18 protein-coding genes and 1 tRNA gene are annotated in these 19,372 nt (G+C 69.0%); 11 read left to right on the top strand and 8 right to left on the bottom strand.

Features of this window, described 5'->3' with window-relative positions:
* Positions 1-3: 3 nt before the first annotated feature.
* From tolB to MJ605_RS12770, 6 genes are all read left to right on the top strand, one after another.
* Positions 4-1,320: a Tol-Pal system beta propeller repeat protein TolB gene (tolB, locus tag MJ605_RS12795; protein WP_243041909.1), complete on the top strand. Its 1,317-nt coding sequence runs from the start codon at positions 4-6 to the stop codon at positions 1,318-1,320.
* 249 nt (positions 1,321-1,569) lie between these two features.
* Entirely contained in the window at positions 1,570-2,076 is a 507-nt protein-coding gene (gene pal / locus MJ605_RS12790) for a peptidoglycan-associated lipoprotein Pal (protein WP_243041908.1), read from the top strand.
* A gap of 65 nt (positions 2,077-2,141) precedes the next feature.
* Entirely contained in the window at positions 2,142-2,957 is an 816-nt protein-coding gene (gene ybgF / locus MJ605_RS12785; RefSeq protein WP_486599041.1) for a tol-pal system protein YbgF, read from the top strand.
* 37 nt (positions 2,958-2,994) lie between these two features.
* Positions 2,995-3,660, top strand: coding sequence for a 7-carboxy-7-deazaguanine synthase QueE (gene queE, locus MJ605_RS12780; RefSeq protein WP_243041984.1), 666 nt, complete (start codon positions 2,995-2,997; stop codon positions 3,658-3,660).
* A gap of 178 nt (positions 3,661-3,838) precedes the next feature.
* A complete protein-coding gene (gene queC / locus MJ605_RS12775) occupies positions 3,839-4,525 on the top strand; it encodes a 7-cyano-7-deazaguanine synthase QueC (protein ID WP_243041906.1) in 687 nt (228 codons plus the stop codon).
* Positions 4,526-4,585: 60 nt separating this feature from the next.
* Positions 4,586-4,661, top strand: a tRNA-Lys gene (locus MJ605_RS12770).
* Positions 4,662-5,017: 356 nt separating this feature from the next.
* Here MJ605_RS12770 and MJ605_RS12765 read toward each other — a convergent pair.
* Positions 5,018-6,448, bottom strand: a complete 1,431-nt coding sequence (locus tag MJ605_RS12765) for a sensor histidine kinase (protein ID WP_243041905.1) — start codon at positions 6,446-6,448, stop codon at positions 5,018-5,020.
* 364 nt (positions 6,449-6,812) lie between these two features.
* Here MJ605_RS12765 and MJ605_RS12760 point away from each other — a divergent pair, with 364 nt between their 5' ends.
* A complete protein-coding gene (locus MJ605_RS12760; RefSeq protein ID WP_243041904.1) occupies positions 6,813-7,334 on the top strand; it encodes a DUF3617 domain-containing protein in 522 nt (173 codons plus the stop codon).
* Positions 7,335-7,358: 24 nt separating this feature from the next.
* Here MJ605_RS12760 and phnD read toward each other — a convergent pair whose 3' ends face one another.
* Together phnD and MJ605_RS12750 are read right to left on the bottom strand one after the other, a co-directional pair.
* Positions 7,359-8,360 (bottom strand): phosphate/phosphite/phosphonate ABC transporter substrate-binding protein, encoded by a 1,002-nt coding sequence (gene phnD / locus MJ605_RS12755; RefSeq protein WP_243041903.1) that lies wholly within the window; start codon positions 8,358-8,360, stop codon positions 7,359-7,361.
* A gap of 208 nt (positions 8,361-8,568) precedes the next feature.
* Positions 8,569-9,249, bottom strand: coding sequence for a LuxR C-terminal-related transcriptional regulator (locus MJ605_RS12750; RefSeq protein WP_243041902.1), 681 nt, complete (start codon positions 9,247-9,249; stop codon positions 8,569-8,571).
* 319 nt (positions 9,250-9,568) lie between these two features.
* Between MJ605_RS12750 and MJ605_RS12745 the strand changes: the two genes are divergently transcribed.
* Positions 9,569-11,302: a type VI secretion protein IcmF/TssM N-terminal domain-containing protein gene (locus MJ605_RS12745; RefSeq protein WP_243041901.1), complete on the top strand. Its 1,734-nt coding sequence runs from the start codon at positions 9,569-9,571 to the stop codon at positions 11,300-11,302.
* A gap of 6 nt (positions 11,303-11,308) precedes the next feature.
* Here the strand turns inward: MJ605_RS12745 and MJ605_RS12740 are convergent, their stop codons facing one another.
* From MJ605_RS12740 to MJ605_RS12725, 4 genes are all read right to left on the bottom strand, one after another.
* Positions 11,309-13,159, bottom strand: a complete 1,851-nt coding sequence (locus MJ605_RS12740) for an ATP-binding response regulator (RefSeq protein WP_243041900.1) — start codon at positions 13,157-13,159, stop codon at positions 11,309-11,311.
* A gap of 151 nt (positions 13,160-13,310) precedes the next feature.
* The gene (locus MJ605_RS12735) at positions 13,311-14,045 is read right to left on the bottom strand and encodes a TVP38/TMEM64 family protein (protein ID WP_243041899.1); all 735 of its coding nucleotides are present in this window, start codon (positions 14,043-14,045) and stop codon (positions 13,311-13,313) included.
* A complete protein-coding gene (locus MJ605_RS12730; RefSeq protein ID WP_243041898.1) occupies positions 14,042-14,599 on the bottom strand; it encodes a nucleoside deaminase in 558 nt (185 codons plus the stop codon). The genes MJ605_RS12735 and MJ605_RS12730 overlap by 4 nt, the downstream gene beginning before the upstream one ends.
* Before the next feature lie 24 nt (positions 14,600-14,623).
* Positions 14,624-16,408, bottom strand: coding sequence for a glutamine--tRNA ligase/YqeY domain fusion protein (locus MJ605_RS12725; protein ID WP_243041897.1), 1,785 nt, complete (start codon positions 16,406-16,408; stop codon positions 14,624-14,626).
* A 160-nt stretch (positions 16,409-16,568) separates the two neighbouring features.
* Here MJ605_RS12725 and MJ605_RS12720 point away from each other — a divergent pair, with 160 nt between their 5' ends.
* The 3 genes from MJ605_RS12720 to msrA all read left to right on the top strand — a co-directional run bounded on the left by MJ605_RS12720 (position 16,569) and on the right by msrA (position 18,196).
* Positions 16,569-16,847: a putative signal transducing protein gene (locus MJ605_RS12720; RefSeq protein ID WP_243041896.1), complete on the top strand. Its 279-nt coding sequence runs from the start codon at positions 16,569-16,571 to the stop codon at positions 16,845-16,847.
* A 66-nt stretch (positions 16,848-16,913) separates the two neighbouring features.
* Positions 16,914-17,459: an adenine phosphoribosyltransferase gene (locus tag MJ605_RS12715; RefSeq protein ID WP_425601008.1), complete on the top strand. Its 546-nt coding sequence runs from the start codon at positions 16,914-16,916 to the stop codon at positions 17,457-17,459.
* Between the two features lie 80 nt (positions 17,460-17,539).
* Positions 17,540-18,196, top strand: coding sequence for a peptide-methionine (S)-S-oxide reductase MsrA (gene msrA, locus MJ605_RS12710; protein ID WP_243041895.1), 657 nt, complete (start codon positions 17,540-17,542; stop codon positions 18,194-18,196).
* Here msrA and oxyR read toward each other — a convergent pair.
* A complete protein-coding gene (gene oxyR / locus MJ605_RS12705) occupies positions 18,193-19,170 on the bottom strand; it encodes a DNA-binding transcriptional regulator OxyR (RefSeq protein WP_243041894.1) in 978 nt (325 codons plus the stop codon). The two genes, msrA and oxyR, sit on opposite strands and share 4 nt — an antisense overlap.
* Positions 19,171-19,372 lie beyond the last annotated feature (202 nt).

Genomic DNA, 19,372 nt, shown 5'->3' with positions numbered 1-19,372 from the left:
CCCATGCGCAAACTGAGCTCAAGCCTCGCCCTCGTTCTGCTCGTGGTGGCCGCGTTGATCGCCGGTCCCGCGGCAGCCCAGTCGCTCAACGTCGATATCGTCGGCGGCCTGAAGACGGCCACGCCCATCGCCGTGGTGCCGTTCGCCCAGGCCGGCGGCGCGCCGCTGCCCACCGACGTGGCCGATGTCATCCGCAACGATTTCAACCGTTCCGGCAAGTTCCGCTCGCTGGCCAAGAGCGAGATCGTGGAGATGCCCTCCAAGGGCGCGGACATCAACTTCGCCACCTGGCGCCTGCTCAAGCAGGACTACATCACGGTCGGCCGCATCAGCGACGCCGGTGGCGGCATGCTGCGGGTGGAGTACGAGCTGTGGGACGTCAACAAGCAGCAGAGCCTGCTGGCCCAGGCGTACACCGCCCCGGCCGGCGACCTGCGTGGCGTGGCCCACCAGATCGCCGACGCCATCTACGAGAAGATCACCGGCGTGCGCGGCGCCTTCTGGACCCGCATCGCCTACATCACCGCCGTGGGCCTGGGCAACAACACCACCTACTCGCTGATCGTGGCCGACTCGGATGGCTACAACCCGCAGGTGGTGGCCCGTTCGCGCGAGTCGCTGCTGTCGCCGGCGTGGTCGCCGGATGGCCGCAAGATTGCCTACGTCTCCTTCGAGAGCGGCAACTCGGCCATCTACGTGCAGGACATCACCACCGGTTCGCGCCAGTTGCTCTCGGCCCGCGCCAAGGGCATCAACGGCGCCCCGTCGTTCTCGCCGGACGGCAGCAAGCTGGCCCTGGCCCTGTCCTACCAGGGCAACCCGGAGATCTACGTGATGGACCTGGCCTCCCGCCAGGAGACCCGCCTGACCACCAACCTGGCCATCGACACCGAGCCGCGCTGGACCCCGGACGGCCAGAGCATCATCTTCACCTCCGACCGTTCCGGCCGCCCGCAGCTCTACCAGATGCCCGCCGGCGGCGGCTCGGCCGACCGGATCACCTTCCAGGGCCAGTTCAACGCCAACGCCTCGATCAGCTACGACGGCAACCAGATCGCGATGGTGCAGGGCAACGGGAACGTGTATCGTATTGCTATTATGGATCGCAGTCTGGGTGGGCAGGTGCGCTTCATCTCGCCGGGTCCGATCGATGAAACTCCGAGTTTCGCGCCCAACGCCAGCATGTTGCTGTACGCCGCCTCCGAAGGCCGGCGCGGTGTCCTCTATGCCGTGTCCGCCGATGGACTCGTCAGGCAGCGGCTCGTGCTGGCCGATGGCGACGTTCGCGAACCGGCCTGGGGTCCCTATCGGCAGCGTTGACCAGTTCATGTCGTGGCGCGCGAGCGTCACGGCCATGTGATCCGGGCGTGAAGCCAACGCCGACCCCCCGGGTCTACCAGCTTGCCAGGCGCGGCAATCCGTCGCGCCCGGCGGGTCAGGCGGTTGCGAGACAGCGCACCGCCGGCAGCAAAATGTCAAAATAACAGCCGGTTCACCGGCGAAAACTGTCCCGAAACCGCAATCATCATTGACTGTCGGAACTCAAACCTGTTTGAAGGAACGTCCACCATGAATAAGACCGTTCGCGTCGCCCTGGTCGCCCTGCTCTGCGTTGGCGCGGCCGCATGCTCGAAGAAGCAGGAAGTCAAGCCGCAGCCGGCCCCGGAGCAGGCTCCGGTGACCACCCCGGCTCCCACCGAGCACAAGTACACCCCGGCTGATCTCGATACCGACGCCTGCCTGCGTCAGCGCGTTGTGTACTTCGATTTCGACAAGGATGAAATCAAGCCGGAGTTCCAGCAGATCATGGCTTGCCACGCCAAGTACCTGCAGGATCGCCCGATGGCGCAGATCCGCCTGGAAGGCAATGCCGACGAGCGCGGCACCCGCGAGTACAACCTCGGCCTGGGCGAGCGCCGCGGCAATGCCGTGTCCAGCGCCCTGCAGTCGAACGGCGGCTCGGCCAGCCAGCTCAACGTGATCTCGTACGGCAAGGAAAAGCCGGTGTGCCGTGAGCACAACGAGGACTGCTGGGCCAAGAACCGCCGCGTCGAGATCGTCTACACGGCGAAGTAATGAAGCAGCGACTGGCTAACCGTTTCACGGCCAGGATGGGCATGGCGGGCGCGATAGCGTCCGCCATGCTTTTTGCCGTCCCCGCGCCGGCCCAGGATTCCCGCCTCAGCCTCGCCGACCGCGTGTCCCGGCTCGAGCAGCAGGCGCAGAACCAGAACCAGGGCGGCACCACCCTGGTCAACCAGGTGCAGGCGCTGCAGTCCCAGTTGCAGCAGATGCAGGGCCAGATCGAGGAACTGCAGCACCAACTGCAGGAAGCGAACGACAAGAACAAGGCGCAGTACGTGGATCTCGATTCGCGCCTGGGCCGCCTCGAGGGCGGTGCCGGTGGCGCGGCGGGCAATCCGGCCCAGGCCGCAAGCACCCCCAATCCTCCGGCAGGCGCGCCTGCGGCTGCCACGCCGCCACCGCCCACCGCCGCCGCGGCAGGCAAGCCGGCGGCACCGGCCGCCGATGCCGGCAAGAAGGGCGCCGCGCCCGCCGCCAACGCGGCAGGCGCACAGGCGGCCTATGACGATGCCTTCAAGGCGCTCAAGGGCGGCGACTACGTGGTCGCCTCGCGTGGGTTCCGCGGCTTCATCCAGCAGTACCCCGACAGCCCGCTGCTGCCCAATGCCTATTACTGGCTGGGCGAGTCGTACTACGTCACCATGAACTACCAGGTGGCGCTGGAAGCCTTCCAGACCCTGCTCAGCCAGTTCCCGCAGAGCGAGAAGGCGCCCGACGCCCTGCTCAAGCTCGGCTACAGCCAGATCGAGCTCAAGCAGGTCGATGCCGGCAAGGCCACGTTGAAGTCCGTCACCGCCAAGTACCCAGGTTCCAAGGCCGCCAGCCTGGCCCAGGAGCGCCTGCGCCGCCTGCAACTGCAGACGGCCAACTGAGGTCGTGGCGGTGAGCGGCAGCAACGCCAGCGTGGTGATGGCCACGCCGGCCAAGGTCCCGGCCGAACGGCTGCGCATCACCGAGATCTTCCATTCGATCCAGGGCGAGGCCGATGCGATCGGCTGGCGCACGGTGTTCGTGCGCCTTACCGGCTGTCCGCTGCGCTGCGTGTGGTGCGATACCGAATATTCGTTCTATGGCGGCAACTGGCGCGCGATCGACGACATCGTGGCCGAGGTGGCCTCGCATGGGGCCAGGCACGTGTGCGTGACCGGCGGCGAGCCATTGGCGCAGAAGCGCTGCCTGATCCTGCTCCAGCGCCTGTGCGATGCCGGCCACGAGGTGTCGCTGGAAACCTCGGGTGCGCTCGACGTGTCGCGGGTCGATCCGCGCGTACGCAAGGTGATGGACCTGAAGGCGCCGGATTCGGGCGAATCCCAGCGCAACCTGTGGTCCAACCTGGACCATCTGCTGCCGCACGACCAGGTGAAGATCGTCATCGCCAGCCGCGCCGACTACGAATGGGCGCGCGCGGCGGTGGCCGAACACGGGCTTGCCGCGCGCTGCATGGTGCTGTTCTCGCCGGTGCACGGCGCGGTCCAGCCGCGCGAACTGGCCGAGTGGATCATCGCCGACCGGCTGGACGTGCGCTTCCAGTTGCAGTTGCACAAGCTGCTGTGGAACGACGCGCCGGGGCATTGAGGCGGGGTGGAGTCGCGCACAGGGTGTGCTCCCACAGGATGGCACCGAACTATGGGAGCGCACCCTGTGCGCGACTGGCCAGCCTGATGCCGCACAATAGATTTCCGCGCGCCGGCCTGTGTTGCCGACAGCGCTTTTCGGCCGGATCGCCGGCCTGAACCCTGGAGTGGATACATCGATGTCTCAATCGTCACCCCGCAAGGCCGTCGTGCTCGTCTCCGGCGGCATGGATTCGGCCGTCACCATCGCCATCGCCCGCGAGCAGGGCTATCAGGTGTACGCGCTGAGTGTGGCCTATGGCCAGCGCCACAGCGCCGAGCTGGAAGCGTCCGAGCGCGTGTCGCGCCTGCTCGGCGCGGTCGAGCACAAGACGGTGCAGGTGGACCTGCGCACCATCGGCGGCTCGGCGCTGACAGCCGATATCGACGTGCCGCTCGACCAGGCCGACGGGCAGGGTATCCCGGTGACCTATGTGCCGGCACGTAACACCATCATGCTGTCCATCGCGCTGGGTTGGGCCGAGGTGCTCGGTTCCACCGACATCTGGTGCGGCGTGAACGCGGTGGATTATTCGGGCTATCCCGATTGCCGCCCGGCCTTTATCGAGGCGTTCGAGACCCTGGCCAACGTGGCCACCAAGGCGGGCGTGGAAGGGGCGGGCATCCGCATACACGCGCCGCTGATGCGCATGAGCAAGGCCGACATCGCCCGCGAGGGCCAGCGCCTGGGGGTGGATTTCGCCGAGACGGTAAGCTGCTACCAAGCCGATGCGCAGGGCCGCGCCTGCGGCCATTGCGACGCCTGCCGCCTGCGCGCGCAGGGCTTCGCCGCCGCCGGGCTGCCCGATCCCACCCGCTACGCCTGAACGCCTTTGCTTGTGCCCGCGCCATACAGATCATAAAATGGCAGGCTTGCCTTTGAAGATGGGCCGTTAGCTCAGTCGGTAGAGCAGTAGACTTTTAATCTATTGGTCCCGGGTTCGAGTCCCGGACGGCCCACCAAATTGGCTTCCACGGATGTTCAGTGCGATCCAGGATACGGTAAAGAAACCCCGCCCAAGCGGGGTTTTTTAATGGGCTTTCGTATCCAGTGACGTCCACTCTCATCTGACCCATCCCCGATTCAGTGCCATCAGTTGGCGGAGATTGCCTTGGCGTGCAGTTGAATTCGCGCCGGAATACGGCGTACATGTAGGGTCGATACGGCCTTCGTCACCACAGGATCGTCGAAGTCGGCGAAGCGTGTGCCCGTCGGCCCGCCGGTGCAAGGACGCGTGGCGCGGACGGCTTGCCGAAGCGCCTGCGGCGACAGACACGGTCCGGCATGCTCCGGACGCCTGTGCTCCGGTCGAGAGGGATCAGCTTGCCTGTCGCCAGGTGGCCGAGGAACGGCTGCGCGGGGTGGAATGGATTTCCATGACCGGCAGGTGCGGCAGATCGAACCAGAACGTGCTGCCGCGCCCGGGTTCGGAGCGCAGGCCGATGCGGGTGCCCAGCAGCCGGGCCAGCCGCTCGGCGATGGCCAGGCCCAGGCCGTAGCCGTTGCGCCGCTCGCTTTCGCCGGTCTGCAATTGCACGAACTCCTCGAAGATGCGCTGCTGGTGGATCACCGCAATGCCCGGCCCATTGTCGCGCACTTCGATGCGCACGGCCTGGCCGCGTCGGCGCGCGGCGATCAGCACGCGTCCGTGCGGCGCGCTGGCGATGGCATTGCTGGCCAGTTGGTAGAGCAACTGGGCGGCCACGTCGGCGTCGCCGTGCAGGCGGTGGTGGCTGCCACGCCAGGCCAGGGTGACCTGCTGCTGCGCCGCCTCGTGGTTGAGCGAGGTGCGGTCGCGCATGAACAGTTCGGCGGCGGTGAAGCCCGCCGGCTTCACCGCGATGACCCCGGCGTCGAGCCGGGAGATTTCCAGCAGCGCGTCCAGCAGGCGGGTCATGGCGGCGATGCTGGCGCGCATCTGGTCAAACAGCGGACGCCGCTCGCCATCGCCGTCCAGGCCTCCGGCGAACAGCTCGAGCGCCTGCAGCGGCTGCCGGAAGTGATGGCTGACCAGGGCAATGAACTGGGATTTGCTGCGCGTGGCCGCCTGGCTCTGGCGCAGGCGGTCGAGCGCCTCCACGGCGTTGTCGTGCTGCAGGGCGCTCCAGTCGCGGCGCTGCTCGTCCTGCAGTTCGGTCAGGCGCTGCAGCGTCAGCTGGAGGTCGTCGAATTCCGCGCTGGTCGCGCCTATCTCCAAGGTGGGACGGCGGGCGTTGACCAGTTCGTGCAGTGCTTCGCGCACCTGAGCCAGCGGTTCCATCACCCGGTGGCGCAGGGTGGCCCTGGCCAGCCAGGTGAGCAGGACGATGCCCATGGCGCACAGGCTGCCCAGCAACCAGACCATGCCCTGCGCGCGGCGCAGGGGACGGATGTCCACCTGCATGCTCAGCCACGAGGCGGCCTGGCCGGCGTCGCGCAGCTCGCTGCGGTAGATGGCGCCGCCCTCGGCGACCGGCGCCCCGCTGCTCCACAGGCTGCCGTCCGGGCGGTGCAGCTCCACCCGTACCAACTGGTCCTCCTGTCCGTCGCGCAGGGCGCGGTCCAGCGTGGCCTGGGGCAGTGCCTGGCTCTGGCTGCCCAGTTCGCCGGCGAGGCGTTCCAGGCGCAGCGCAATCGCGGCATCGGTGCGCTCGGCCAGGTGGTGCGTCTGCTGTACGCACAGCGCGAGCACCAGCGCCAGCGCGGCGATCGCGCTGGGCAGGACGACATCGATGAACAGGCGGGGCAGCAGGTGCGGGCGTGGTTCCATGCGTCAGGCCTCCTGCGCGCACTGCCGTGCCGGCGACGCGTGCTGGCGTGGCCGGGGCATCCGTGGGCGGAACATGGCAGGAGTCGGCTGCATGGAGAGAGACCTGCGGCATGAGGATGGCGATGACGGCCGTGTCGGGCACGCCGACGGCGCGGCGTCCCGCATGCACTTTAGGGAATCGTCGCCGGCAGCACGATACGCACTTCGTTCTAGCGCGAGGCGCCATAGTTCGAATGGCCTATCCAGACCCGTGGACGCGAAAGCGCGGGGCCAGGCGGCCCGAGCGGCGGCGGTCGCATGACGCCGTTGCGATTTGGCGTTACCTTGCACACCGCATGGCCCGCCGGGCCTCTTGGAGATCCCCATGTCCGTACGTTGCCGCCCGCTGCTTGCCATTTCCCTGCTGGGCGTCGCCAGCCTCGCCCTGGCGCAGGACCTGCCCGCCAACATGCCCAAGCGCAAGCCCGGCCTGTGGGAGATGCAGACCACCGGCATGGGCGGCCACCCGCAGGTGATGAAGCTCTGCCTGGACGCGGACACCGACCAGGCAATGTACAAGATGGGCACGCAGATGAGCGGGAAGCTGTGCAGCAAGTTCAACATCAGCGTGCAGGGCACCACCGTGGTGTCCGACGCGGTGTGCAAGCTGGATACCCCCAACGGGTCGGTCAACATGACCAGCCACAGCGAGACCAAGTTCGACGGCGATACCGCCTATCGCACCGATGGGGAAATGTCCTACGACCCGGCGGTGATGGGGCAGAGCCACGTCGCGCTGACCAGCGCCGGCCACTGGGTGGGTCCCTGCGCGGCCGACCAGAAGCCCGGCGACATGGTCATGCCCAACGGGCAAAGCATGAACATCAAGGACATGCAGCAGCATTGAGCAAGGCCGCCGCGCCGCCGCCGTTCACGGCGACGGCGGCGCCATCAGCTGGCGGACCAGCGCTTCGTGCTCGGCGTCGATCTTGTGCAGGCGCGCCTGCATGGCCGCGTCGCTCACCCATTGGGCGCTGTAGGCACGGCGCCGGTCGAGGTTGAACTCGATGTCCGCGAACGGCACCAGGGTTTCGTTGCCGGCCGGCGCGAAGCCGCTGATGTCGTGGATCAGCTGCAGCTTGGCCAGCTCGGCCGCGGCATTCTTTCCCTTGCCGTAGGCGGTGAGCGCCGCGGCCACCCGCCGGCGCAGCTCGGACGGCAGGTCGGTGCGGATCACCACCACCGCATGGGGAATCAGGCTGGAGGTCCACAGCACGCGCAGCCGCGCGTACTGGTCGGGAAAGCGCTTGGCGAAGCGTTCCATGTCGGCGGTGTTGTTGGTGGCCACGTCCACCTCGTCGTTGGCCACGGCCAACGCGTTGTTCTGGTGGTTGTCCACGGTGACGTTGGCGAAGAAGGTGTCCGAGTCGAGGCGGCGGTTGGCGAACAGCTGCGTCTCGGGCACCAGATAGCCGGAAACCGACAGTACTTCGCCGCGCGCGTAACGCAGCTTGCCGGGTTGCCGGAACAGGTCGTCGATGGTCCGCAGTGGCGAGTCCCTGGCGACCAGCAGCACCGAGTAATAGCCGCGCGAACCGTTGGTGCGCGTGAGCTGGGCGATGACCTGCATGTGGTCGCGGGTGACCGCGTCGAGCGCGAGCCGCCCGGAGACGAAGGCGAAATCGACGCGTTCCTCGGTCATCGCCTGGGCCAGGCCCTCATAGGTGCTCACCGACAGGCTGCGTATCGGCAGTTGCAGGGTGCGGCTGAGGTCGTCCAGCATGGGACGCCAGGCTTCCAGCGATTCGGACGGGCCGCCGATCGGCAGGATGCCGAAGGTCAGCGCGCTGATATGCGTGTCGGCGCGTGGCGGTGCCTCCGCCAGCGCCGGCAGGGCGCAGCACAGCAGGCAGGCCAGCGTCAGCCATGCCATCCTCGGCCAGGCATGCCGGCACCCACGGCGTGAACTCGGTCCCCTCGCCACCGCGGCATCTCCTGGTCGGCCGTCGGAAGTGGCTGGGCGCGCGGCCATCGGGGGCCTCGCCCAGGCCGGGGCAGCATACGCCGCCCATGTGGGGCGCAGGTGAAAGCCCTGGCGCCTGTTCACGCCCCCGCATGGCGCACCCGACGCCGTTTGCGCCCTACAACCCGCTGATGCGCCGCGAAGCCACCACCGCCTCGACCCGGTTGCGCACGTTGAGCGCGCGGAAGATGGCGGCGAGGTGGATCTTCACGGTGCCCTCGCTGATGCCCAGGTCACGGGCGATCAGCTTGTTCGGCTTGCCCTGCGAAAGCAGGCGCAGCACGTCGATCTGGCGCTCGGTGAGCAGCTTGCGCAGGCGTTCTTCCAGCGAATCGGAGAACGCCGACTGTGCCGAGGCAGCCGGCGAAGCCGGCGTGGTGCCGGCGCCATCGACATGCTCCTGCAGCAGCAGGGGCGGCACGTAGACGCCGCCGGACAGCACCAGCCGCACCGCCGAGAGCATCACGTCGGGCGAATAGGCCTTGGGAATGAAGCCCTGCACGCCCATGGCGAGCAGGCTTTTCATCAGCGAGGGATCCTCCGAGCCGGAGAGTACGATCAGCGGCACGTGCGGCAGCTGTTCGATCATCTCGGTCAGGTGCTCGTTGCCCTGCGCGCCGGGCATGGCCAGGTCGATCAGCGCCAGCGACAGCGCGGCCGCCTCCGGCGAGTGGATCGTCTCGCGCAGTTCCGCCTTGTCCATGGCAACGACAAACTCGGTGTCGGGGCCCAGTTCGCCCAGCTTGAGCTTGACCCCTTCGACGATCAGCCGGTGGTCGTCCGCGATCAGTATGCGCATGTCATTCCCCATGGCGTCACGTGGCGTTCCCATCGCCGCGCATCCGCTCATGCAACATAACCCCCGGCGCATCGGCGCGGCAACCGTGCGGAGCCCCCGAATGGCCTAGCCTCTAGGTGATATGGCCGACCGGGCGGATGGCCGGGAGAATCCCGCCACTGCGATGGGAGAGTCGCTCAATGGGGACCGCGCTTGAGGCAGGGCGGTGGCGATGGTGGCACGGGGTGGACTTGGCATCCGCGGTAGCTCATGCAGACAAGCGCATCGCCCGTTCCCGGGCGAGGGATGGCCTTGATCGTCCAGCGTGGCTCTAGGCGCCATGCGTCTGCTGGAATGTTTCTCGCCCGTATTCGCCTACGGCCTGCAGCTCGATGAGCAGGCGCGCACGGGCGCCCCGCTCGAGGCGCTCGCGCCGCTCCAGGCACGGGCCAGCGGCATGGTCGTCGAGGCGCGCACGGCATCGCTGGCCGAAGGCAAGCCGCTGCCCCAGGTCGAGATGGCGGCCTTCGCCGCGGTGGCCTGGTTCGACGAGGTGGTCATGCGGCACGACCGCTGGAAGAACCAGGGCAACCCGCTGCAGCAGCGCCTGTTCCGTACATCGGAGGCGGCGAGCGAGTTCTTCGATCACCTGGCCGGGCTTCCCGGCGACGCGGACGAGGTGCGCGAGGTATTCGGCATGGCGCTGCTGCTGGGCTTTGCCGGCCAGTACTACTACGAGCGTGGCGATGGCGGCGAGCTGGGGCGGATTAAGGCGCTGCATTGCCGCCCCAGCGTGACCGCGCCGGCCATCCTGCAATCGCTCCAGCGCGATCCCATCACGCCGCAGCCCTACCTGGCGCCGGGCTCGCCCCTGCTGCGCCTGCCCGGGGCGTGGGCCAGCCGGCGCGCGGTGCAAAGGGTGGCGACGCTGGTGGTGTGGCTGGTGCTGGCGGCCTTCGTGGGACCGATATTCAGCAGTGCCGCCCCGGCGCAGGCCTGGTACCTGGCGGGCCTGGCGGTGACCGTCATCGCGCTGCTCGGCTGGGCCGGCGCGCTGGCCTGGCATGCGCAGGTGGTCAGGCGCGCGCATACGCGCGTGGCCGTGAGTACCGAAGCCGGCTACGGCATCGGCGACCTGTGGGCGACGCTGCGCGATGCGGGGCGCCACCTGCGCGGCGCGCTGCTGCATCCGTTCCGGCGGCGCGGCGAATGGCGGCGGTTGTCGCGCCATCCCTGGCTGATCTTCCTGGGCGACGATCCGGCGGAGGTCCGCGGTCTGCTGCAGGCCGCCGCCCATGCGCCGCACGCCCGCACGTCGCCGGGCCAGGGCGACGCCCGGCCTTGGTACTGGTGGGTCTTCCGCGCCGTGGTGGCGATCGAGCCGGGCATGGGCCTGTTGCGTGAACCGGGCGACCCGCGCCACGACGAATCGCCCTGGATGCACGCCCTGGCGCAGCTGGCGCGCGAGCGCCGCAAGCTGCCGGCGGACGGCATGGTGCTGTGCGTCGCGGCGCAGACCCTGCTGGGCACCACGCCGTCGATCGAGGCGTGCGCCGACCGACTGCATGCGATGGCCGATGCCGCTACCCGCCGCCTGCAACTGCAATTGCCTCTCTACATCGTGGTCACCGGCATGGAAGGGCTGCCCGGCTACGCCACGTTCCGCACGACGTTGCCCTCGTCGGCGTTCCGGCGCGCGCTGGGTTGCCGCATCGGCGCCGCGCCCGGCGGGCATCACGCGTTGGGACGCATGGACGTCCATGGCGAGATGGTGATCCCGCGCATGCGCGCGGCCGCATTGGCGGCGCTGGCGGTGCAGGGCCAGCCGCGTGGCCGCCGCGAACTCTTCGCCCTGCTGCAGTCGCTGCCGCGCCTGCAGCGCGGGCTGGATGCGTTCCTGGACCGGTTGCGTGCGGGCGAGGCGCGCGGCGGGCGGCGCCTGGCGTGGTGCGGGCTGTACGTTACCGGCGGCTCGCGGGCACAGGCGCCGGGCGGCGATTTCGCCGACGACCTGTTCGCGCGCTTCCTGCCCGCCGACCGTGTGCTGGCGCGCCGCATTGCCCCGGAAGGATAGGCTCTCTCAGGCCACCGTGGCGCGGGCGGTGCTCCAGGCCGTCATCATGGCCTCGCGCAGTTGCTCGGGCGACACCGGCTTGTAGAGCACCGGGATGCGCGCGGCCATGATTTCGCGGAGGCGGTCGCTGCGCGTCTCGCCGGTGATCAGCAGGCGCGGGAACGGCGGATGACCATCCTGCAGGTAGCGCTGTTCCACCGCGGCCAGCACGTCCAGCCCGCTCTCGCCGTCGCGCAGCCGCAGGTCGGAAATCACGATGTCGGGCGGCAGCGGCCATTCCTCGGTGGCCTGCAGGGCCTGGATGCGGTCCTCGGCGACCGCCACCTCGCAGCCCCAACTGCGCAGCAGGTAGCGGATGCCGGAGAGGATTGCCGGTTCGTCGTCGATCACCAGCACGCGCATGCCCGAGACATCCAGCGGGGTCTCGTCGCTGGCGGGCTGGAACACTGGGCGCGCCGGCACTTCCGGCAGGTGGAAGCTGAACACGCTGCCACGCCCGAGGGTGGACCTGAGCTGCACCTGGGTGTCCAGCAGTTCGGCCAGGCGCTGCACGGTGGCCAGGCCCAGGCCCAGGCCACGCCGGGGACCGGTGTCGCGCTCGCTGCCGCCATGGCATTCCACCCGGTAGAACTCGTCGAACACGCGCGACTGGTGTTCCGGGGCGATGCCGCTGCCGGTATCCCATACGTCCACGCGCACCGTGCCATCCTGCCGGCGGCGCGCGACCACCAGCACGCCGCCCCGCTGGGTGTAGCGCAGCGCGTTGCTGACCAGGTTGTTGAGGATGCGCGCCAGCATGGTGCGGTCGCTGCGCACCCACAGGCCGGTGGCGCGCATGATGAGGCGCAGGCCGTGCTGCTCGGCGATCATGCGGAAGTTGCGGCTCACTTCCTGGAAGACCTGGTCGAGCGGGAATTCGTTGATCTCGATCTGCATCGCGCCGGTTTCCAACCGCGACAGGTCCAGCAGTTCGCTGAACAGGTGGTCCAGCGCCTCCACGCATTCCTGGATGTGCGCGATGCGGTCCAGCCGCACGGGATCGCGCTCGTCCTCGGCCAGCGAGGAGGAGAACAGGGTCAGCGCGTACAGCGGCTGGCGCAGGTCGTGCGAGGCGGCGGCGAGGAAGCGCGCCTTGGCGACGCTGGCCGCCTCCAGCGCGGCATTCTTGCGCGCCAGCTCCACGGTGGCATGCTCGATCTCCTTCTCCATGCTGCGCTGCACGTCGAACAGCGCCAGCGCGGCGGCGTTGAAGCCGCGCTGCAGCTCGCCGATCTCGGTCTGGTCGGTGACCTCGACCTCGACATGGCGGTCGCCGCGCCCGAGCTGGTGCACGGCGGCCACCAGGCGTCGCAGCGGGGCGCTGATCCAGCGCGCGGCCTGCCAGCCGATCACCGCGGCGACCAGCAGGCTCAGCACCAGCGCCAGCAGCGCGTTGCGCAGGCTGGCGTGCTGGGCCGTGACGGCATCGCTGAGGCTGACATCCACCACCACCGAGCCCAGCGAGGGATGGCCGGGCTGGTCCGGATCGGTCACGTTGCGCACCACGGTGAGCGTATCGCCGTTACCGCCGCCGCTGCGGCCCAGGTTGTCAGCCAGGATCTCGCCGTCGCCCGCGCGGATCTGCACGCGCGCCACGTGGGGCAGGTCGCTGATCGATTCGGCGATGCGCACCAGCTCGCGCCGCTGCATGTCGCGCAGCGGCGCGGTGGAGACCGAGGCGGCCTGGGTGGCGATGGCGTCGGCAGTGTTCTGCGCCATGCCGCGCAACGTACCCAGCTGATGCTGGGTGAGCAGCACGACCAGCAGGGTGGCGGTCACCAGCGTGGGCACGATCGCGACCAGCGCGAGCCGCTGCATCAGCGACGTGCGCCGCCACCACTGTCTCGCCCGGGAGTTCGCCCCTGCGCCCATTGGCCCCCACCCTTGCGGCGCTTCGCGCGCCCAGCTCGAAGCCAGCCTAGCGCGAATCGCTCACCGCGACAGCTAGCCCATTGGCCGATGCGGGAGGCTATGGGGTGCGATGCACATCGGTGCCGGCGTGGGATGAGTGACGGCGATGCAGCAGGCGCTCGACCAGCAGCGCCAGCGCGGCCAGCCCGGCAATCGCGCCGAGCGGCAGGTACACCGCCGGCTGCAGCACCATGGCGAGGCCGAAATGGCCGTGGCTATGCGCCAGGGCCTCGCCCAGGCCGGCGCCGATGGACGTCTCGAAGACCAGGGAGACCGTGCCGCCCAGCCAGCTGGCGCCCAGGAACAACCACAGCGGGCAGCGCAGCCAGGCCAGCGCCACGGTGACCAGGCCGAACGGCGCCACCGGCACGAAGCGCAGGAACAGGGTATAGGCTACCGGATGGCGTTCGAAGCCATGGTGCAGCTTGTCCACGATCGCCGGCGGATGCCTGCTGCCGGCGCCGAAGGCGTAGCGGCTGGCCAGAAACAGGATCAGCGTGCCCAGGGTGAGGCCGATCGAGGCGTAGATGCTGCCTTCCAGCACGCCGAAGGCGAAGCCGCCGGCCATGATGATGATGACCGTGCCGGGGATGCCGGTGGACATGCCCAGGGTCAGCAGGCCGATATAGGCAATGCGGCTCAGCCAGGGCGCGGCCTCGATGTCGGCGTGCAACTGCGCCTGGTGCCGCACCAGTTGCTCGGGATGCAGGCGGTCGAGCACGCCCGAGCTGAACAGCGCGATGCCGGCCAGCACCAGCAGGACCAGTGGCAGCGCGGAGCGCAGGCGGCTCAATAGTGCTGTCCGCTCTGGCCGTAGGCCGCGAGCACGCCGCGCGCCTGCTCGCGCAGGATGTCGCGCCGCACGGCGATGCCGCGGCGCTCCAGCTCGCCCACCCAGTCGGTCGGCAGCGGGCCTTCGTCGAATTCGGTGAGCGCTTCCACGTCCCCGGCACGCGCGCCGATCAGCAGCTCGTCCACGCCGGCCCACACGGTGGCGCCGTAGCACTGGCAGCACGGTTGCGCGCTGGTGGCGAGCGTGTAGCGGCCGCCATCCTGGTTGAGACGGAATGCGGCAAGGCGCTGCTGCGCGGTCATGTAGGCCATCATTTCGGCATGCGCGACGGAGCAGGTCTGTGGCACCACGCGGTTCACGCCCACCGACACCACGCGTCCTTCGGCGTTGAACACGGCGGCGCCGAACGGGCCGCCGTGCGCATGCTCGATGTTGCGGCGTGAAAGCTCGATCGCCAAACCCACGCGCTCCTCGTCGGTGACGTAGCGCTGCTGTTCGTCGACCACGTCGCCGATCCACGGCGGCAGGGTCAGGTGAATCTGCATTCGTAGCATGCGGCGTTCCCTGTGATGCCGGCGTCAGCCGGCCTGCTTGGCCCAGGTGTCGCGCAGCGTGACGGTGCGGTTGAACACCGGCGCTTCCGGCTTGTGGTCGAGGCGGTCGGCCACGAAGTAGCCCAGCCGCTCGAACTGGAAGCGCTGCTCCGGCTCCGCCGACGCGGCGGCCGGTTCCAGCCACGCGCGCACCACCCGCTTGGCGTCGGGGTTGATGTGCTCGACCCAGCTCTTGCCGTCGCTTTCGTCGTCCGGCGCGGGCACGTTGAACAGGCGGTCGTACACGCGCACTTCCGCCGCCACGCCGTGCCTGGCGCTGACCCAATGGATGGTGCCCTTCACCTTGCGGTCCGCGCCGGGCATGCCCTGGCGCGACGCGAGATCCAGCGTGCAGCGCAGCTCGACCAAGTGGCCCTCGGCGTCCTTCACCACCTCCTCGCACTTGACGATGCCCACGCCGCGCAGGCGCACCTCGCCCTCGGGCTTGAGGCGGTGGAAGCCCTTCGGCGGCACCTCGGCGAAGTCCTCGCGCTCGATCCACAGCTCGCGCGAGAACGGCACGTCGCGCATGCCGAAGCTCTCGTCCTTGGGATGGTTCGGGAAGGCGAGCCGTTCCTCGTGGCCTTCCGGCAGGTTGGTGATGACCAGCCGGAGCGGATCGAGCACGGCCAGGCGGCGCGGCGCGGTGGCGTCCAGGTCCTCGCGGATGCAGTTCTCCAGGATCGAATAGTCGATCACGCTGTTCTGCTTGCTCACGCCCAGGCGCTCGATCAGCAGGCGCAGGCCGGCCGGGGTGAAGCCGCGGCGGCGCAGGCCGCGCAGGGTGTTCATGCGCGGGTCGTCCCAGCCGTCCACCAGGCCCTCGTTCACCAGTTGCGCGAGCTTGCGCTTGCTGGTGATGGCATAGGATAGGTTCAGGCGCGAGAACTCGATCTGGCGCGGCTTGGCCGGCTCGGTGCGGAAGCCGCCCTCGCGCAGGTGTTGCCACAGTTCCGGATGGTTGACCAGGTCCACCTTGTCCACGAACCAGTCGTACAGCGGGCGGTGGTCCTCGAACTCCAGCGTGCACAGCGAGTGCGTGATGCCCTCCAGCGCGTCGGATAGGCAGTGCGCGTAGTCGTACATCGGATAGATCGGCCACGCGTCGCCGGTGTTCTGGTGGGAGATCTTGCGGATGCGGTAGATCGCCGGGTCGCGCATGTTCATGTTGCCCGAGGCCATGTCGATCTTCGCGCGCAGCGTTTTGGAGCCGTCCGCGAACTCGCCCGCGCGCATGCGGCGGAACAGCTCCAGGTTCTCCTCCACGCTGCGTTCGCGATAGGGCGAGTTGCGGCCGGGCTCGGTGAGCGTGCCGCGGTAGGCGCGCATCTCCTCCGGGCTCAGATCGTCCACGTAGGCCAGGCCGTCGCGGATCAGCTTGACGGCGGCGTCGTGGAACACCTCGAAGTAGTCCGAGGCGTGGCGCAGGTCGTGCCACTCGTAGCCCAGCCAGCGCACGTCCTCCTTGATGCCCTCGACGAACTCCGGGTCTTCCTTGCCCGGGTTGGTGTCGTCCAGTCGCAGGTTGCACCAGCCGCTGAATTCCCGGGCGATGCCGAAGTTCAGGCAGATCGCCTTGGCGTGGCCGATGTGCAGGTAGCCGTTGGGCTCGGGCGGGAAGCGGGTGCGGATGTCGTGGTGCTTGCCCGAGGCCAGGTCCTCGCGAATGATCTGGCGAATGAAGTCACGTTGGCCCTCCGCCTGCGGTGCCGCGGCAGCGCTCGCCGCGGGTGGGTCGATGGTGGCAACGGTGGCTTTTTCGGTGGACATCGGAACTCGAAGCTCGCGCACGGTGACGGAAACGGGCGAGTTTACCTTGTCCGGGGTGGGGGTGTTCCATGGCGTTTCCAGCCCATGCGGCGCCTTCACCCGGCGAACACGGGGCAGGCAGGAGCTTGCCCGGGCCCCTTCGCAGCGCTAGCGTGGCCCCATGCGCATCGCCTACCGTGCCGAGAGCCTGATCGACGCCCACCTGGTCAAGGACGCCCTGGAGCGTGCCGAGATCCCCTCCTTCGTGTCCGGCGAATACCTCACCGGGGCAGTGGGCCAGCTGCCCGCCCTGGACTACGTGGCGGTGCTGGTCCCCGAGGCCAGCCTCGCGGCGGCCCAGCAGGTGGTCCGCGAGGTCGAGCGCGACCTCAGGGAGGCGCGCCTGGCCTTGGGCGATCCGGACGAGGACCCGGATGCCGCGTATCCCGCTTTCTGTTGAGATTCCGCTTTTATTATCGGGGCACGGCCGATTCCGCCGGGCGTTGTCCTGCCGTGCGCGCCACAAATGGAGCCAAGGCCCTTGGAAACCTCGCTGCAACCGATCCATTCCCTGATCCGCGCCGTGCCGGACTTTCCCAAGCCCGGCGTGCTGTTCCGCGATATCACGCCGTTGCTGGCCGACGCCGGCGGCTTCGCCCGCTGCGTGGATGCGCTGGCCGAGCCCTGGCAGGGCAGTGGCGTGCAGGCCGTGTGCGGGATCGAGTCGCGCGGCTTCATCTTCGGCGCGGCGCTGGCGCAGAAGCTGCACGCCGGCTTCGTGCCGCTGCGCAAGCCCAACAAGCTGCCGCCGCCGGTGGTGGCGGTCGACTACGAACTGGAATACGGCGTGGACCGCCTGGAAGCCCGCAACGACGCGCTGCGCCCGGGCGAGCGGGCCTTGATCGTCGACGACGTGCTGGCCACCGGCGGCACCGTGGCGGCGGCGCGCGCTCTGGTGGAGAAGCTCGGCGCCGAGCTGGTGGGCGCCAGCGTGGTGATCGAACTGGCCGCGCTGCAGGGACGGGCCCGCTGGCGCGAAGGTACGCCGCTGCATGCGCTGCTGCGTTACTGAGGCCAGGGGGATGCCGGTGCGTTGATTTGCCTCTGGCGGAGCGCCATATCGGGCATACCCCACCACGTCGGAGGTCTTCCATGCTGGGTATCGGTGCCTTCAAACAGCGGATGCCACATCGCGAGGATGCCTTGCCGGGTCGCGACCGGCCGCTCGTGCCCACCGCCCCGCACCATGTGCTGGGCACGCCGCTGCAGGCCGAGGCCTTTCCCGGCGCGGCCGTGCTCATCGTGGGCATGGGCTGCTTCTGGGGCGCCGAGCGCAAGTTCTGGAGCGTGCCCGGCGTGCTGACCACCGCGGTGGGCTATGCGGGCGGCTATACGCCGAACCCGACCTACCGCGAGGTGTGCAGCGGCCAGACCGGCCATGCGGAAGTGGTGCGCGTGGTGTACGACCCGGCCAAGGTGGACCTGGACACCTTGCTGCGCGTGTTCTGGGAGAACCACGATCCCACCCAGGGCATGCGCCAGGGCAACGACACGGGCACGCAGTACCGCTCGGCCATCTATGCCAGCGACGTGCAGCAGTTGGCCGCAGCCGAAGCTTCCGCCGAGCGCTTCCAGCAGGAACTGGGCAAGGCCGGCTACGGCCCGGTCACCACCGAGATCGCGCTGGCCGGTCCGTTCTACTTCGCCGAGGACGAGCACCAGCAGTACCTGTCCAAGCATCCCGACGGCTATTGCGGGCTGGGCGGCACCGGCGTGAGCTGCCCGATTGGCCTGGCCCGGGCAGGCTAGCGCCGGGCGGCCCTTTCCCGCGGGGCTCCGGCGGGCGCCGGCTTGGCGGGGGCGGGCGGCTCGGCCACGTCCGGACGCAGCAATGCCGGCGGCAGGCTGCCGATCACTTCCGCGAAACGCGTGAGGAACGGCCCCAGCGAGGAACTCTTGCGCCATACCAGCGCGATGCGCCGGCTGGGCGGATGCCCGGCGAATTCCAGCAGGTGCACGTTATCGGTGCGGGCCACCGGCGGCTTGATGGCGAGCGTGGGCAGCAGGGTGATGCCGACGTTCGCGGCCACCATCTGGCGCAGCGTCTCCAGGCTGGTGGCGCGGAAGCCCGAGCGCTCGCCCGCGCCGGCGAGCTGGCAGACCTCCAGCGCCTGGTCGCGCATGCAGTGGCCGTCCTCCAGCAGCAGCAGGCTTTCGTCCTCCAGGTCGTCCAGCTTCAGGCGCTTGTGCTTGTGCGCCAGCGGATGGTCCTCCGGCACCGCCAGCACGAAGGGTTCCTCGAACAGGAATTCCGCGTGCAGGCTGTCCTCGTGCAGGGGCAGGGCGAGGATGCCCACGTCCAGCGAACCCTCGCGCAGCATCTTGATGACTTGCTCGGTCTTTTCCTCCACCAGCAGCAGTTCCAGCCGCGGGAAATGCTGGCGCACCAGCGGCACCAGGTGCGGCAGCAGGTAGGGCCCGAGGGTGGGAAAGATGCCCAGCCGCAGCGTGCCCGATTCCGGGTCGCGCGTGCGCTGCGCGATCGCCTTGATCTCGTCGATCTCCGACAGCACGCCGCGCGCGCGTCGTGCGATCTCGCGGCCGGTCTCGGTGAGCAGCACCTTGCGCGGCGTGCGCTCCACCAGCGCCACGCCCAGCTCGTCCTCCAGCTTCTTGATCTGGGTGGACAGCGTGGGCTGGCTGACGAAGCTGGCCTCGGCGGCGCGGCCGAAGTGGCGGTGTTCCGCCAGGGCCACGAGGTAGTGCAGGTCACGCAGGTTCATGGGTGGGCCGTCCTGCCGGTTCGATAGTCGATATCGATCATCATGGGGACATCGATCGATCTTGGCAATGTCTTGCGGATCGCTGCATCGGCGCAAATCCACTGTGGCATCAAGCGCCTGGTACGAAACACGGGGTGGCGTGTCACGGCGTGCCATGCCTTCTGGCACTGTGTCATTGGTCATGGCGGGGCCTAGCGTGGGG

The organism is Dyella sedimenti, assembly GCF_022760995.1.
Lineage (GTDB): Bacteria > Pseudomonadota > Gammaproteobacteria > Xanthomonadales > Rhodanobacteraceae > Dyella > Dyella sedimenti.
Note: the sequence above shows the minus strand (reverse complement) of the source record. Positions and strands in the feature narration are given on the sequence as shown.

Coding starts and splice junctions, on each gene's coding strand:
- tolB (WP_243041909.1), top strand. CDS start 4: ATGCGCAAACTGAGCTCAAGCCTCGCCCTCGTTCTGCTCGTGGTGGCC.
- pal (WP_243041908.1), top strand. CDS start 1,570: ATGAATAAGACCGTTCGCGTCGCCCTGGTCGCCCTGCTCTGCGTTGGC.
- ybgF (WP_486599041.1), top strand. CDS start 2,142: ATGCTTTTTGCCGTCCCCGCGCCGGCCCAGGATTCCCGCCTCAGCCTC.
- queE (WP_243041984.1), top strand. CDS start 2,995: ATGGCCACGCCGGCCAAGGTCCCGGCCGAACGGCTGCGCATCACCGAG.
- queC (WP_243041906.1), top strand. CDS start 3,839: ATGTCTCAATCGTCACCCCGCAAGGCCGTCGTGCTCGTCTCCGGCGGC.
- MJ605_RS12765 (WP_243041905.1), bottom strand. CDS start 6,448: ATGGAACCACGCCCGCACCTGCTGCCCCGCCTGTTCATCGATGTCGTC.
- MJ605_RS12760 (WP_243041904.1), top strand. CDS start 6,813: ATGTCCGTACGTTGCCGCCCGCTGCTTGCCATTTCCCTGCTGGGCGTC.
- phnD (WP_243041903.1), bottom strand. CDS start 8,360: ATGGCATGGCTGACGCTGGCCTGCCTGCTGTGCTGCGCCCTGCCGGCG.
- MJ605_RS12750 (WP_243041902.1), bottom strand. CDS start 9,249: ATGCGCATACTGATCGCGGACGACCACCGGCTGATCGTCGAAGGGGTC.
- MJ605_RS12745 (WP_243041901.1), top strand. CDS start 9,569: ATGCGTCTGCTGGAATGTTTCTCGCCCGTATTCGCCTACGGCCTGCAG.
- MJ605_RS12740 (WP_243041900.1), bottom strand. CDS start 13,159: ATGCAGCGGCTCGCGCTGGTCGCGATCGTGCCCACGCTGGTGACCGCC.
- MJ605_RS12730 (WP_243041898.1), bottom strand. CDS start 14,599: ATGCTACGAATGCAGATTCACCTGACCCTGCCGCCGTGGATCGGCGAC.
- MJ605_RS12725 (WP_243041897.1), bottom strand. CDS start 16,408: ATGTCCACCGAAAAAGCCACCGTTGCCACCATCGACCCACCCGCGGCG.
- MJ605_RS12720 (WP_243041896.1), top strand. CDS start 16,569: ATGCGCATCGCCTACCGTGCCGAGAGCCTGATCGACGCCCACCTGGTC.
- MJ605_RS12715 (WP_425601008.1), top strand. CDS start 16,914: ATGGAGCCAAGGCCCTTGGAAACCTCGCTGCAACCGATCCATTCCCTG.
- msrA (WP_243041895.1), top strand. CDS start 17,540: ATGCTGGGTATCGGTGCCTTCAAACAGCGGATGCCACATCGCGAGGAT.
- oxyR (WP_243041894.1), bottom strand. CDS start 19,170: ATGAACCTGCGTGACCTGCACTACCTCGTGGCCCTGGCGGAACACCGC.